General features: G+C 67.1%; 12 protein-coding genes. 2 read left to right on the top strand and 10 right to left on the bottom strand.

Annotated features, from left to right (window positions below; genetic code table 11):
- Positions 1 to 83: 83 nt before the first annotated feature.
- The 10 genes from NR101_RS12195 to NR101_RS12150 form a co-directional block, all read right to left on the bottom strand.
- Positions 84 to 1,451, bottom strand: coding sequence for a VOC family protein (locus NR101_RS12195; RefSeq protein WP_256775068.1), 1,368 nt, complete (start codon positions 1,449 to 1,451; stop codon positions 84 to 86).
- Positions 1,452 to 1,729: 278 nt separating this feature from the next.
- Positions 1,730 to 2,275 carry a hypothetical protein gene (locus NR101_RS12190; RefSeq protein ID WP_256775067.1) on the bottom strand — a complete coding sequence of 182 codons (546 nt, stop codon included), beginning with the start codon at positions 2,273 to 2,275 and terminating at the stop codon, positions 1,730 to 1,732.
- 31 nt (positions 2,276 to 2,306) lie between these two features.
- A complete protein-coding gene (locus NR101_RS12185) occupies positions 2,307 to 3,056 on the bottom strand; it encodes an HAD family hydrolase (protein WP_256775066.1) in 750 nt (249 codons plus the stop codon).
- 48 nt (positions 3,057 to 3,104) lie between these two features.
- The gene (locus NR101_RS12180; RefSeq protein ID WP_256775065.1) at positions 3,105 to 3,518 is read right to left on the bottom strand and encodes a hypothetical protein; all 414 of its coding nucleotides are present in this window, start codon (positions 3,516 to 3,518) and stop codon (positions 3,105 to 3,107) included.
- 104 nt (positions 3,519 to 3,622) lie between these two features.
- Positions 3,623 to 4,042, bottom strand: a complete 420-nt coding sequence (locus NR101_RS12175) for an EF-hand domain-containing protein (RefSeq protein WP_256775064.1) — start codon at positions 4,040 to 4,042, stop codon at positions 3,623 to 3,625.
- Positions 4,043 to 4,262: 220 nt separating this feature from the next.
- Positions 4,263 to 4,640: a hypothetical protein gene (locus NR101_RS12170; RefSeq protein ID WP_256775063.1), complete on the bottom strand. Its 378-nt coding sequence runs from the start codon at positions 4,638 to 4,640 to the stop codon at positions 4,263 to 4,265.
- Between the two features lie 58 nt (positions 4,641 to 4,698).
- Positions 4,699 to 5,433, bottom strand: a complete 735-nt coding sequence (locus NR101_RS12165) for a M15 family metallopeptidase (protein WP_256775062.1) — start codon at positions 5,431 to 5,433, stop codon at positions 4,699 to 4,701.
- Positions 5,387 to 6,892 (bottom strand): serine hydrolase, encoded by a 1,506-nt coding sequence (locus NR101_RS12160; protein WP_256775176.1) that lies wholly within the window; start codon positions 6,890 to 6,892, stop codon positions 5,387 to 5,389. The genes NR101_RS12165 and NR101_RS12160 overlap by 47 nt, the downstream gene beginning before the upstream one ends.
- 55 nt (positions 6,893 to 6,947) lie before the next feature.
- Positions 6,948 to 9,947 (bottom strand): TonB-dependent receptor, encoded by a 3,000-nt coding sequence (locus NR101_RS12155; RefSeq protein WP_256775061.1) that lies wholly within the window; start codon positions 9,945 to 9,947, stop codon positions 6,948 to 6,950.
- Between the two features lie 43 nt (positions 9,948 to 9,990).
- Positions 9,991 to 11,394, bottom strand: coding sequence for a transglutaminase domain-containing protein (locus NR101_RS12150; protein ID WP_256775175.1), 1,404 nt, complete (start codon positions 11,392 to 11,394; stop codon positions 9,991 to 9,993).
- 323 nt (positions 11,395 to 11,717) lie between these two features.
- Between NR101_RS12150 and NR101_RS12145 the strand changes: the two genes are divergently transcribed.
- Positions 11,718 to 13,052 (top strand): SH3 domain-containing protein, encoded by a 1,335-nt coding sequence (locus tag NR101_RS12145; protein ID WP_256775174.1) that lies wholly within the window; start codon positions 11,718 to 11,720, stop codon positions 13,050 to 13,052.
- Entirely contained in the window at positions 13,049 to 14,155 is a 1,107-nt protein-coding gene (locus NR101_RS12140) for a dipeptide epimerase (RefSeq protein ID WP_256775060.1), read from the top strand. The genes NR101_RS12145 and NR101_RS12140 overlap by 4 nt, the downstream gene beginning before the upstream one ends.
- Positions 14,156 to 14,212: the final 57 nt, after the last annotated feature.

Below are 14,212 nucleotides of genomic sequence, written 5' to 3'. Positions count from 1 at the left end.
ACCCGGCCACCCGCGTAGCGTCGTGCTCCCCCCTCATCAATCGCGGCGGATGCCACGGCGGTCGATCGGGATGCGCCCCTACCTCAGGCGGAGCGCAGGGTCGCCAACGATTCGGCCTGCAGACGGTCGTAGATGGCGAACTCGTCTTCGACCCGCATGCCCAACGCCTGCTCGAACGCGTCGCGGTTGTCATGCGCGGCATAGGCGCGCTGCTCTTCGCCGCCAAGGTTGGACTGGAAGATGCCCGCGGCACTGACCGGCAGGAAATCTTCGTAGACGATCGGGTCGGCGCTGGCCAGGCCGGCGGCGATCAGCGCTTCGGCCGGCAGATCACCGATGGCAGCCGGGTTGCTGCGGCCGGCATCGGTGAGGGCGTAGCGGTAATAGCCGAGGCCTTCGCGGCGTAGGGTGTCGTGGTCGTCCGGGAAGGCGGTGAAGGCGGCCGCCAGGCGCGTCGGGTAGTCCTGGCCGGTGCTGCCCGCGCCGCCGCTGTCGCGTGCCTGGGCCAGCAGCTGGTCGTACAGCGCGCGGCCCTTGGGGGTGAGCGCCAGGCCGCGTTGTTCGATTTCGCCGAAGCGTGCGGTGTGGGTGCCCGCAAAGGCCGCATCACCCGACGGGAAACGCACGGTCTCTTCCAAGGCCTTGAAGCTGGTCTGGCGCAGCAGGATCGGGCAGCGACGCGGCGGCGGGCCTTCGACCACGGCCTTGGCGTCGATACCCCGAGCGAGCATGCCGGCCTGGGCGGCGTCGATGTCCAGCGTGCGCGGGGTGAGGTGGTTGATGTGTGGGCCGCGGAAGCTGACCACGTCGGCGACCAGCCGATGCGCGTCATGCAGCGCATGGTAGGTGGCCAGCGACACGGTGGCATCGCCGTGCCAGCGGAAGGTTTCCAGCGCTTCGATGACGAAGCGACGGGCGTCGGTTTCGTCCAGGCCTCCATCGCGCTCGGCCTGCGCGATCAACGCCAGCGCGGTATCGGTGAAGATGCGGCGCTTGGCGAGGATGCGTGCCGATTCGTCGCGCAGTGCGGCGTCGTCGATCAGCTCCAGCCGCAGCAGCGAGGTGAACACGCGGAACGGGTTGTGTGCGAGCGCCTTGGCCGTGCGCGGGCGGAACGCGGTGGAATGCACCGGCACGCCGGCCACCGACAGGTCGTAATAGCCCACCGGGTGCATGCCCATGACCGCGAACAGGCGACCGAGCGTGGCCAGTTCCTCGGCGGTGCCGACGCGGATGGCGCCGTGGCGTTCCTGGTCCAGGCGTGCGCGTTCGTCATTGCGGTCCAGCTGGGCCACCAGCGCCGGATCGGCGGTGAGGACGGCGTCGTTGATCTCGGCCACCAGGTCGACCAGGGTGCCGTAGAGCGGCACTTCGGTGCGGTACATGGTGGACATCGCCTGGGCGAACAGGCTGCGGATATCGTCGGGTGAAACGAAACGGTCGGCGCTCATTACGTACTCGGCAACGGATCACGGGGGAGGTGCAGCAATCGCGCATTGTCGCCGAGGCCGTGGGTAATCGCGATCTGCACAGCAGCAAAGGGGCGGCGACGTGGGGCGGGTACGAACGGCAGCCACGCATGGCGTGGCTCTACCCGGGGTTGGGCCACGGGGTGTTGGGGATGCGGGGATGCAGGGGTCTGCGCGAAGGGCAGCCACGCATGGCGTGGCTCTACCGGGTGGCGGCGTGGGTCGGGGGTAGAGCCACGCCATGCGTGCTGCGCGGTGGCTCAGGGGCCGGGGTCGGCGGCGGCAGCGTTGCGCTGGCGCTGGGCGCGGTCACCGAGCTGGCGCTGCAGGGTGGCGTCGAGTTTGATCGGGCGGTCCCAGTGGTCGTGGCTGGCGACGATGGCCTGGCGTACGGCGCGCCAGTGCAGGTTGGTCGGCGTGACCGGCAAATCGCTGACCACTGCCTCCCAACGCTTGGGCTCCCCCTCCTCCGGCGTGGCGCGGGTCCAGGCCTGCACGCTGTCGCGGCAGGAACGCGCGATCGCCTTGGCCCAGAAGCAGGCGAAGTAGATGTCGCCGGCCTGCCAGCCATGGGTATACATCAGCGCGGCAATGTAGCCGCGCGACACGCCGCTGTAGCGCGCCACCTCGTCCAGGAAACTGTCCGGGTAGCGCTCGGCGTAATGGTTGATGTCGCGCAACTGGCCATCGACCCAGGCATCGCCGGTGTCCACGACGTAGGCCTCGGACTTTTCGGCGGTCTGCTGCGCCGATGCGGCCAGGGGCAGCACGGCCAGCAGCAGCACCAGCAGCGTGCGCAGGATCATGACCACATACCTTTGCCGCGCTGCATGTCGGTCAGCCCCGGCTGGCTTTGGCTTCGATACTGCGCAGCGCCTGCGGCCAGTCGAAGGCGGTGGGCGCATCGACCATGCGCGGCTCATCGTCGGCTACGCCGTGCTGGGTTTCATGCGCCCAGGTCACCGCGTACGGGGTGTGGATGCCCCAACCGCCCAAGGTGATCACCGGCTCGATATCCGAGCGCAGCGAGTTGCCGACCATGCAGAAGCGCTGGATCGGCAGGTTGAATTCCTCAAGCACGCGCGCGTAGGTTTCCGGGTCCTTCTCGGACACGATCTCGATGCGCGGGAACAGATCGCGCAGGTTGGCCAGCTTGATCTTGGCTTCCTGGTGGAACAGGTCGCCCTTGGTGATCAGCACCACGGGATGATCGCGGGCGATCTCGGTGACCGATTCCCGCACACCGTCGATCAGTTCGACCGGATGGCGCAGGGTGTCATGGCCGATGTCCAGGATCTGCTGCAGGTCGCGCGCGGTGATCATCTGCCGGGTGATCTCGATGGCCGCTTCGACCATCGACAGGGTCATGCCCTTGACCCCATAACCGAACACCCCGAGGTTGCGCTGCTGTACTTCCAGCAGGTGGCGCGCGGTCTGGGTGTCGTGCACGTCGATGTAGCGCGACAGGATGTCGAGGTAGTCCTGCTCGGCCTTGCGGTAGTAGTCCTCGCTCTTCCACAGCGTGTCGTCACCGTCAAAACCGACCAGGCCGATGGCGCCGGTGGGCGCAGGCGTGGAGGTCATCATCGGGCAAGGATAGCAACAGCGCCCGGTGGACCCAATGACCGTATCGGCTCAGTGGCCGAAGGGGCGCGGGCCGGCCCAGCCGAGCACGCCCGGGTGTGGCAGGTCGATACGGGTGATCAGCCAATCGCCCGGGCCGCGCCAGCTGAGTTCACGGTAGCTGGCCGCCAATTGGCCGTTTTCCTGCCACCACGCCATCAATGCGGCGGGCGACTCGGGATCGTGCGGCTGGTACTGGAAAGGCAAGCCGCGCGCGTTGAGGTTGGTCAGCGCTACGCGCAACGCCGGATTGGCCCAGCGCGGGCCGTGGTCATCGAAGGCAACGGTGTCGCAAACGGTGTCGGCCTGTCCGCCGGCGACCAGCACGATCTGGCCGGGACGCAGATGCGAGACACGCTGCGGCGCCCGTTCGCCCGGCGCAGGGAAATACACATCAAAAGGAAGCCGACGGCCGGGATGTTGCATGCGTCCATCATAAAAGAAGGGCGGCCGTAGCCGCCCTTCCCCCTCACTGCCGTTCACCGGTGTCCAGCGGTGTTGGGCCCTTGCCTGCGCGTAGATGCGATGGATCAGTTACCCGGCTGCGCGCCGCTGCCACTGGCGGCCTTGCCCTGCTGGGCGGCCACGTACGACTTGTACTCATCCGGCGAAAGCTCGCCGTCCTTGTTGCTGTCGGCCTGGTCGAACACCTGTGCCAGGCCCGCATTGACCTGCGCCTCGGTCTTGCTGATGGTGCCGTTGCCGTCGGTGTCCACGCTGGCCCAGGTCTGGCCACCGCCACCGTTGGCCTGCTGCGACGCCTGCGCCGCGGCGCCCGCTGCCGAATCTGCCGCCTGGCCGGCCTGCGCAGCGGCCTGCTGGGCCTGCGCGGCCTGGTTCTGTGCCTGCGCGGCGCTCTGCTGGGCGGACTGGGCCATCGCCGGAATGGCCAGCACACTGCCTGCGGCGACGATCAGGGCGATCAGGGGCTTGCGGTTGCGAATAGTCATTTGGGTGGTCTCCTTTGGGGATGTCGCACGGTTCGTTGTTTCCGCACGACTTCCACCCTGCCAGCCCGTTTGTGAATCGACATTGCGCCGCAATCTGCACCCGCACACGGTCTTAACCACCTGCGCGCAGGCGTCGATTACCGCAGTGGTTAGGTGCGGGTGAGTGCGGAGTAACACACGCATTCAACCGGCCCGGATTTAACCGGATGCAAACGAAAAATCAGGTGTCGCTGGCGTTTTTTTCGCCTGAGCGCGAACTGAACAGAAGCCACCCTGCCGCAACACCGAACAGCGCACCGGCCACTTCCAGCACCACCCGCGAGCCGAGTTCGTTCGGATCGTGGACAGTGGCCAGGAACAAGCGCGCATACAGCGGCGACTCCAGCCGCATGATGCCCATGTAGAACAGCTTCCACGCGTCGATGCCAGCCGAGGCGATCACCGCGATCACGCACGCCCAGCCGATCGCGTGCCCGGCGTTCCAGCCAACGGCGCGGCACAACCGCTGCCACAGCGCATACACCAGCAGGCCGACCAGCAGCGCGATAAGCCCCGCTTCCAGCGTTCCGAGCAATCCAAAGTGCAGCGGCAGGTTCATCGTGATCCGGGCGGTCGGTGAGCGCACAGTGTAGCGGCCCACCTTGCCGCCACGGGGGTCAGCGCACGGGGACGTCGTAGGCGGTGTGCGGGTCCGGCTCGGGCGTGAGGGTGTAGTGCCACCATTCCTGCGGGTAGTTCTCAAAGCCCTGGCGGCCCATCACCTGGCGCAGCTTCTGCCGATTGAGATACTGCTGCGGGGTGACATCGGGCGCATCGGTATGCGCACGCGGGCCGAAGAAGTCGAAGTCGGTGCCCATGTCCAGCGCGGTGCAGCTGCCGCTGCGGCAATCCACCAGCGTAAGGTCCACGGTAGCGGCGCGACTGTGCCCGGAGGTCTGGGCGATGTAGCCGCCGAGCAGCGCCGGCTTGTCCAGGCCCGGATACTGCTGGGCCTTGCGCGACTGTTCCAGCGGGTCGTTGGTCCAGTCCACGAAGGCCTGCACCGACTGCGCGGGGCGGTAGCAGTCGAACAGACGCAGGCCGTAGCCGTCGGCACGCAGATCCGCTTCGACCTTGGCCAGCGCGGTGGCCGCAGGCTTGAGCAGGTAGCACTTGGCGGCGTCGTAGCCGGGCACGCGGCGACCGGTGAAATTGTTGGCCCCGGCATAGCGCAGGTCCAGGTCGATATCCGGGGCGAGGCTGCGGATGTCGACCATGCCGGCCTGTTCGGGGGTGCGCACCAGCGCGATCCGCACCGGCTGGGCGGCCACGCCAAAGGCGACGAACAGGGCGATCAGTGCGGTGCTAGAGGCAATCGCCGATACGGGTGAACTGCAGGTCCTGGTAGTCATAGCTGAAGTCGATATCCGGGTCGATGGCACGCAACGTAAGCGTTGTCGGTGTGCCCGGCTCAACCTGCAGCCAGGGTTCGGCGTCCGACCCGAGGGTATCCCACTGCACCAGCCAGCGGCTACCGAGCTGCATCACCCGGCCCTGGAGCCTGGGCGACTTGTCCACGCTGAAGCGGAGTTGCCCACCCTGTGTGCAAAGGCTGGCCTGCCCCAGCCACGGGTCGCGGTAACGGCCCTGCCAGTCGCGGGGAGCGCCCGGGTCTGCCGGGCGCCGCGCGCGGGTATCGGGCCGCACCTGGCCGGCGTCGGTGCGTTGCTGTTGTTCCTGCCGCAGCAGGCGTGCGTAATCGAGAACACCGCGAGCCTGCGCCGGCGCGGTGTAGTGCTTCAAGGCGGCCTGCATCAGCGCGGTGCGTGCATCCTCGGCGTCACCGTTGATGAGGATCACCACGCCCACCTTGCGGTCCGGCAACAGCGCCAGCGAGGAGTACATGCCCGACAGCGTGCCGGTGTGGGCCACCTTCCACTGCCCGTCCATGTCCGACAGGCGCCAGCCGTAGCCGTAGGCGTAAAAGTGCGCGTTGTCCCACTGCCGTTGACGCGCACCGAGCGGCATCGGCATGTGCGCGGTCCACAGCGCGCGCCGTTGCGCGGCGCCCAACCAGCCCGGCACCACGGTCGGGTCCAGCAGCACCTGCATCCAGCGGGTCATGTCCTTGAGGCTGCAGCGGATGCCACCGGCGGCCATCGAAGGCAGGTCCGGGCTGGTATCGCCATCGGCCTGGACCACGACGTTGCGCCCGTCGCGACGGGTATGCGGCTGGGCGACGTTGCCGACGTGGGCCACCGACCACGCACCGACCTGGCAGCGGTCCATGCCCAGCGGCACGAACACTTCCTCGCGCAGCAACTGGTCATACGGCTTGCCGCCGGCGGCGGCGGCCACTTCACCGGCCACCACATACATCAGGTTGTCGTAGGCGTAGCCGCTGCGGAAACTGGTGACCGGCTTGAGGTGCGCCAGCCCGGCGATGATGTCCTGGCGGGTGAAGGTGTTGGGTTCCGGCCACAGCATCAAGTCGCCGGCACCCAGCCCCAGTCCACTGTTGTGGATGAGCAGATCGCGCACCTGCATCTGCCGGGTGACCCAGGGGTCGTGCATGCGGAACTGCGGCAGGTACCTGATCACCGGATCGTCCCAGCGCAAGGCCCCGCGGTCGACCAGCCGCGCCAGCAGTGCGGCGGTCATGGCCTTGCTGTTGGAGGCGATCTTGAACAGGGTGTCGGGGTCGATGGCCTCGCCACTGCCGCTGCGCCGCTCGCCGGCCGTGCGCTGGTAGATGACCTGGCCGTCTTCAACCACCGCCATCGCCAAGCCCGGCAGCGCGTACTGCTGCCGGGCCTGGTCGAACATCGGATCGAACGCGGCCGGTGACGCCGCGACGGTGCCGGTGGCCATCGCCAGCCCCACCAGCACCGCCGTCCACACCGCCTGCGTCATGCCGGCCATGCCATCAGTAGTTCCAGGTCACCGTGAGCTGCGCATACCGCGGCGACTGGAAGCCGGTGCCATAGCCATACAACGGATTGGGCGTCCCGATGCTGTCCTGCGGCTCATAATCCTGGTCCACCGAGACGATGCGCTGCTGGTTGAGCACGTTGTAGACCGCCAGCTTGACGTTGATATCCAGTGGCACCGGGATCTTGTAGGCCACGCTCATGTCCAGGTCGTAGGTCCAGGGCGTGCGGCCGTCACCGCCACGCGGGGAATGTACGAACACCCGCTCGGACGGCACCGTAGCCTGGCAGTTGGAGACGCACACGTAGTAGCTGTGGAAGTCGGTGGCGTCGAACGGGTTGCCGGCACCGAAGCGGGTGATCGGGCTGCCGGACTGCACGCCCAGCGTCGCGGCGACCGTGAGGTTCTCGGTCAGCGCATAGCTGCCGCGGAACTTGAACTGGTGGCGGCGATCGTTGGCCAGATAGCCGTAGCCGCGATAGTTGACCCACGGATTGTCGAAGTTTTCGGTGCGACCGGCATCGGCGAAGTCGGTGTCGGAGTTGACCGGTCCTTCGGCGTTGCCGCGGCCATAGGCCAACGTGTAGGACGCATTGAAGCCCCACGTGCCGTCCCATGCACGATCCACCTGCAGCTCCAGCGCTTTGTAATCGCGCTTGGGCGTGACCCAACCGCGCTGGCCGACGTAGTTGCCGTCGTCGTCGTACAGTGCCCAGCCTTCGCGGGCGGTGTCGATATCGATCCAGGCATCGTTGCTGCCGTCGCAGTCGCTGTCGCCCCATACGGTGTTGGTGCGGCCGGGATTGCCCATGATCCAGACGCCGTCGATCGCCCCGCACTGGCCAGTCGCGGTGATGTTCATGTCATCGATGGCGTTGTGCAGGCGCCGGTAGGTGACGCTGGCGCCGACCGACCACGATGCGCTGAGCATGTGCTGGAAGCCGAGGATGGCTTCATCCTGGTAGACCGGATCCATGTCGCGGTTCACTTCGGCGCGCAGGTCCGGCACGCTGCCGTCGCCCTGCGAGTTGTCCACCGGCCCGATCTGGCCGCCCAGGTTGGGGACGTTGTTGGACGCGCCGCTGTAACCGAGGAATTCATACCAAGTGCGCTCGTCCAGGAAGCCGCCGGCCTGCTTGATGTTGATCACATTGGCCACGGGCAGGAAATATCGCCCCAGGTTGCCGAATAGCTTGGTGGTGCCATCGCCGCGCACGTCCCACGAGAAGCCCAGCCGGGGCGCGATCATGTCGTCGATCTTGATGTAGCTATCGCCGTCACCGCCCTTGTTGTCGAAGCCTTCCAGGCGTGCGCCGATGTTGAGCAGGACGTTCGGCGTGACCTGCCAGTTGTCTTCGAGGTAGTACGCCGAGTTGATGGTCTCGAACGATCCGGCCACTTCGTAGCGGCGGGTGCGCGCGACGAGTCCGCTGGCCGGCACCACGCCCCCGTTGAGCGAGCTGCCCGGGGTGCGGTAATAGATGTCGTAGCGCAGTCCACCGGGGCCGGGGTAGGCACGCTCGTAGTCGGAGGTGTTCTCTTCGCGGTCCAGGCCGAAGCGCAGCAGATGGTTGCCGAGGGTCCATTCGAAATCGGCGCGGGCGGCCTTGCGCGTATCCAGCGCCGATTCCAGCTGCGAGCTGCTGGTGCAGCTGCGGTCGCCCTGCAGGTCGGTGGGCACGCCCTGGCTGGCGGTGCGGTTGTCGAACACGCGGTTGCAGTTCTCATCCATGAGGCTGCTCTGGGTGCGGTTGCGCTTGTTCTCGCCGTACATCAGCTTCATGGTCAGGTCGTTGCTGACCTGCCAGCTGTAGGTACCGGACCAGTTCTTTCCACCCACCGTGTTGTAGACCTGGTTGGTGCGCTCGCCCACGGCCAGGCCGGTGTCGTAGTCGTAGCGGTAGACGTCGGTGACGGTATCGCTTTTGTCGGAGAAGCCGAACAGCGACAGCATCTGGTTGTCGGTGATCTGCCAGTCCAGCTTGCCGCCCCAGAACGGATCGTCGGCGGTGCCACGGTTGAGCACGGTGCCGGCGTCATTGGTGGAGTTGGGGATGTAGTCGCGCGCTTCGTACATGCCGAAGAAGAACAGCTTGTCCTGCACCAGCGCACCAGAGGCGAACACGTTCAGCGCGCTGCGCGAATAGTCATCGCGGCGGGCGGTGATGTAGCGGCTGCCGTCGCCGTCGTAGCGGTCACGTGCCTGCGACTGCCACGCACGCGGCTCCAGCACCAGTTCCGCGCCGGCCTTGAAGTCGTTGCTGCCCGAGCGCGTCACCGCGTTGATGACGCCGCCGGTGCTGCGCCCGAATTCCACCGAGTAGCCCCCGGTCTTGACCTGGAACTCCTGGTAGAAGGAAAACGGCACCGAGGAAAAGCCGACCCGGTTGTAGAAGTCGGTGACGTTCAGGCCGTTGATGTAGACGGTGTTCTCGGCCACCGAGGAGCCGCCGAAGGAAATGCCCTGCCCGCCCAGCGATCCCTTGCCCTTCACCGCCCCCGGCGCCAACAGCGCCACGGCGGTGATGTCCCGGTCCACCGGCAGCCGCGAGAGTTCTTCGCGGGTGATGTTGGTGGCCGATTCGGTCGATTTCACATCCACCATCGACACCACCTGCGGCGCACGCACCTGCACCGTGCCCAGCGTGCTGACACCGCTGACCGGCACGTTCACCGTAGTGGCACTGCCCAGGCCGACGTTGACCTGCCCAACGCGCGCCGGGGCCCCGCCTGCAACGGCCACTTCCAGCTCGTAAGTGCCCACCGGCAGCAACGGGATGCGGTAGCTGCCATTGGCCTCGGCCTTCACCGAACGCACAAATCCCGTGGACGGATTGCGCACGGTGACCGTCGCGTTGTCCAGGCGTTGCCCCGAGTCGGTGACCAGCTTGCCAACCACTGCGCCGTCCTGGGCCATCGCCATGGGCGCGACCGAGCCCAGGCAGGCCCCCAGGGCAACGCAGAGCGCGGCCCGCTTCAATCGATGTGCATTCATTCCCTGCTCTCTCCTGCAGATATGGAATCGTGGGTACCGCCGTTTACCGCGTTGCCCCCAGTGGCACCACGTGCGACTGGAAGTCGTAGTTCCATTGATCGAAGTACAGGTTGCCGCCGGCCCACTCGACCTCACCGCGCTGCGAGTCCACCGTGTCCGAGCGCGGATGGCGCTTTGCCGGTTGCAGCGGCTGCTGGAAATCGTCGTTGAAGGCGATGCGGTAGGCATCGAGCCCGCCGAAGTAGAAATCGCGCAGTGCCGGCTGCGGGCTGTCCAGGCGCCCGGTGGTGACATCCATCGGCACCCAGCCATACGGCGCCAGGTACAGCGCGCCCCAGTCGTGCAGGTTGTTGTACCCGACCGCGTCATCGGCGTAGACCATGCCCGACTGCCAGCGCGCGGGGATGCCATTGAGGCGCAGCAGCGCGATCAGCAGCAGCGTCTGCTGGCCACAGTCGGCGTGGCCGGCGTGCAGGGCGTAGTCGCTGATGTTGGAGATCGTGGAATATTCCCGTGCGCCGGCCCAGGGAATCTGGTCCACCGCATCGAACAGTTTCTGCGCGATGCGGTACGGATTGGTTTCAGTACCGACCACGCGCTGCGAGAACGCGCGCAATGCCGGGGTGAACAGCACATGCGGCGCGCGTTCGGCCAGGAACGGCTGCAGTGCCGGGTCCTTCGGCGTGGACAGAACCTTGGCCGGATCGATCGGGACATGCCGGGCGTACACGGTGACCGCGTAGCGGATCTGGAACCGGGTAGGCGTGCCGGCCACCGCCGTGCGCTCCAGGTAGGCAGTGCGCTGCAGGGCGCTTTCCGGCGCGATGCGCGCTCCCGTCGGGGTACTGGTGAGCCACTGGATATCTTCCTGCTGGCCGGCAATCGCGCGCGGATACGGAATCCAGGCACGGACGGACGCACCCGCAGGCACAGCATCGGCCTTGACCACCAGCGACTGGGTTACCTCCACGCGGCGCGGCACCACGCTGGTGGCACCACTGGCGCGGGCAGCGGCGACGATTTCTTCGTGGTGGGGGCCGAGCATCTCGAAGGGCCCGTCGGTCGGCAATGGCACATCCGGCGTGCGCCGGGCGCGTGCTTCAGCGCTGATGCGGAACAGGTTGGATGGCGCACGCTTGAAGTAGCGGCGCTGGCCATCGATATCCAGGTGTTCGATCAACCCGGCCGCATCCCAGCGCGCGAACTCGTCATCGCGCAGGTCCGGGATCTGCCGGCGCAGCAGCGCCTTGGCCGCGTCGGCATCCAGGGTGAAGTCCAGTTGCATGCGGCGCATGCGCTCGCGTTGGAAGGTCAAGTCGTGGCGGGTGGCAGCGCTGAGCGTGGTGTCGTGAAGGGCCGCATCGATCTGCGCGGTGGCAGTGGCGAACGCACCGCGGTCGATCTGCGCGATCACCTCCGGCAGCGAAGCGCCGGCCCATGCGCACAGCGGCGGCAGCGCCAACAGCAGACAGGCTGCGGCGCGCCAGCGGGCGAAACGGAGCAAACGCGGTTTGCGTGCAGCGAAATCCACGGCGACACTTCCCAGGTGCGGGTGGTAATCGCTGTGTAACACGGGCCCGATAGGCGGTCAATAATTTATTCTTGCTTTCGATGAAAAAAGGAATAAATATTCCTGACGCTTCCGAGGAGGGTGACCGCTTGAGGATCCTGGCTTCCCCCAACCGCCCTGCGCGGCCGTCCTGGCTGGCCGGCGCTCTGCTGGCCGCCCTGCTTGCCACCGGTCATGCCGCTGCCGAGGCGCCACGCCCGCTGGCCGACGCCGACTTTGGCGGGGTCATCGGCCTGCGCGAAGCCTATCTGGCGCCCGGCTTCTGGGCCCAGCGCGCGCCCAACGCCGACCAGCCCATCCTGGACCGCGCCGGCATCGCCGCGCAGAACGCGCGGATGCGTGCCGAAGACCGCTCCATCCACGACCTGCGCGCCCTGCCGGCACAGCTGCCGCGGGCACAGGTGCTGGCCGCGATCGAAACCCTGTCGACCTGGCCGGCCAAACCGCTGTACGGCGCGGACGGCCAGGGCATCAGCGCCGCCCAGCGCGGCGCCACCGTGGCCAACCTCGCCCTGGACGCGGTTCCGGCCCAGCGTCCGGCGCAGTACGGCCTGGTCACCCACCGCGCCGCCCTGCGCGCGTTCCCGACCACGCTGCGGGTGTTCACCACACAGGGCGATACCGATATCGACCGCTTCCAGGAATCGGCGCTGTTTCCGGGCGATGCGGTAGCGGTGCTGCATGAGAGCGCCGATGGCCACTGGCTGTTCATCACCAGCGAGCGCTATTCGGCATGGATCGAGAAGCGCTTCGTCGGCCTCGGCGATGCGGCCACCGTGCTCGGTTACGCCCAGCGCGGTCCGTACCGTGTCATCACCGGCGCTACCGCCTTCACCGCCCATACCCCGGAGGAACCCCGCGTGTCGCGTCTGCAGTTGGACATGGGCGTGCGCCTGCCGGTGATCGCCGACTGGCCGCAGGACAAGACCGTCAACGGCCAGCAGGCGCATGCCGCTTACGTCGTGCAACTGCCGGTGCGCAACGACGACGGCCGCCTGTCGCTGGTACCGGCGCTGTTGCCGCGCGCGCAGGACAGCGCCGCCGATTACCTGCCCCTGACCCCGCGCAACCTGATCACCCAGGCGTTCAAGTTCCTCGGCGAACGCTACGGCTGGGGCCACGACTACGACACCCGCGACTGCAGCGGCTTCGTCTCGGAGATCTACCGCAGCTTCGGCGTGCTGGTGCCGCGCAACACCAGCGCCCAGGCGGTCAGCCCGGCGCTGGACCGCATCGCCTTCGATCCAAAGGACGGCCAGGCCAAGCGCACCGCGGCGGTGGAACAGCTGCAGGTCGGCGACCTGGTTTACATCCCCGGGCACGTGATGGTCACCCTCGGCCATCTCGACGGCCGCACCTGGATGATCCACGACACCACCGGGGGCAGCTGGTTCGGCGCCGACGGCACCCGCGTGCAGGCCCATCTCAACGGCGTGTCGGTGACCCCGCTGGAGCCGATGATGGCCAGCGACACCGTCAGCTACATCGACCGTATCACCAACATCCAGCGCATCCGGCCACAGACCCCTGAATGAAGATCACCGACATCGAACTGGGCATGCTGCGCGTGCCGCTGAAAACCCCCTTCAAGACCGCGCTGCGCACCGTGGACACCGTCGAGGACGTGGTGGTGCTGGTGCGCACCGACAGCGGCCACACCGGTTACGGCGAGGCCCCGGCGACGGCGGTGATCACCGGCGACACCCACGGCTCGATCATTGAGGCCATCAACAGCTTCATCAAGCCGCGCCTGATCGGCCAGGACGTGGCCAACCTCAACCGCGTGTGCGCGCTGATCCAGTCCTCGCTGGAGCGCAACACCAGCGCCAAGGCCGCGGTGGAAATCGCGGTGTACGACCTGTGGGCGCAGCTGCACAACGCCCCGCTGTACCGCATGCTCGGCGGCGGCGATCCGGTGATCACCACCGACATCACCATCAGCGTGGACTACATCGACAAGATGGTGGCCGATTCGCTGTCGGCCATCGACCGCGGCTTCGAGTCGCTGAAGATCAAGGTCGGCAAGGACATCGGGCTGGACATCGAGCGGGTCAAGGCGATCCATGCGGCGGTGCAGGGCCGTGCATTGCTGCGCCTGGATGCCAACCAGGGCTGGACCGCCAAGCAGGCGGTGCACGCGATGCGCGCCCTGGAAGAGGCCGGCGTGGTGCTGGAACTGCTGGAGCAGCCGGTCAAGGCGGCCGACATCAGTGGGCTGAAGTACGTCACCGACCGGGTCAACACGCCGGTGATGGCCGATGAGAGCGTGTTCAATCCCGGCCAGGTGGTCGACCTGATCCAGCAGCGCGCGGCGGACATCATCAACATCAAGCTGATGAAGACCGGCGGGCTGTCCAATGCGATCCGCATCGCCGACATCGCCGCGATCTACGGCGTGCCGTGCATGATCGGCTGCATGATCGAGTCGAGCATCAGCGTGGCCGCGGCCGTGCACCTGGCGGTGGCCAAGAGCGATGTGATCACCAAGGTGGACCTGGACGGCCCCTCGCTGGGGCAGTTCAACCCGGTCACCGGCGGGGTCAACTTCAACGAATCGGAGATCACCATCAGCGACGCACCGGGACTGGGCATCACTGAAGTACGCGGGCTGGAGATGATCACGCCGCCGCGGTGGTGACCGTCTGCATTACTGCGGTAGAGCCACCCCATGGGTGGCTGCTCTTCGCGCGATCCT

Origin of the sequence: Stenotrophomonas sp. Ste86, from assembly GCF_024519465.1 — a bacterium.
GTDB lineage: Bacteria > Pseudomonadota > Gammaproteobacteria > Xanthomonadales > Xanthomonadaceae > Stenotrophomonas.
Note: the sequence above shows the minus strand (reverse complement) of the source record. Positions and strands in the feature narration are given on the sequence as shown.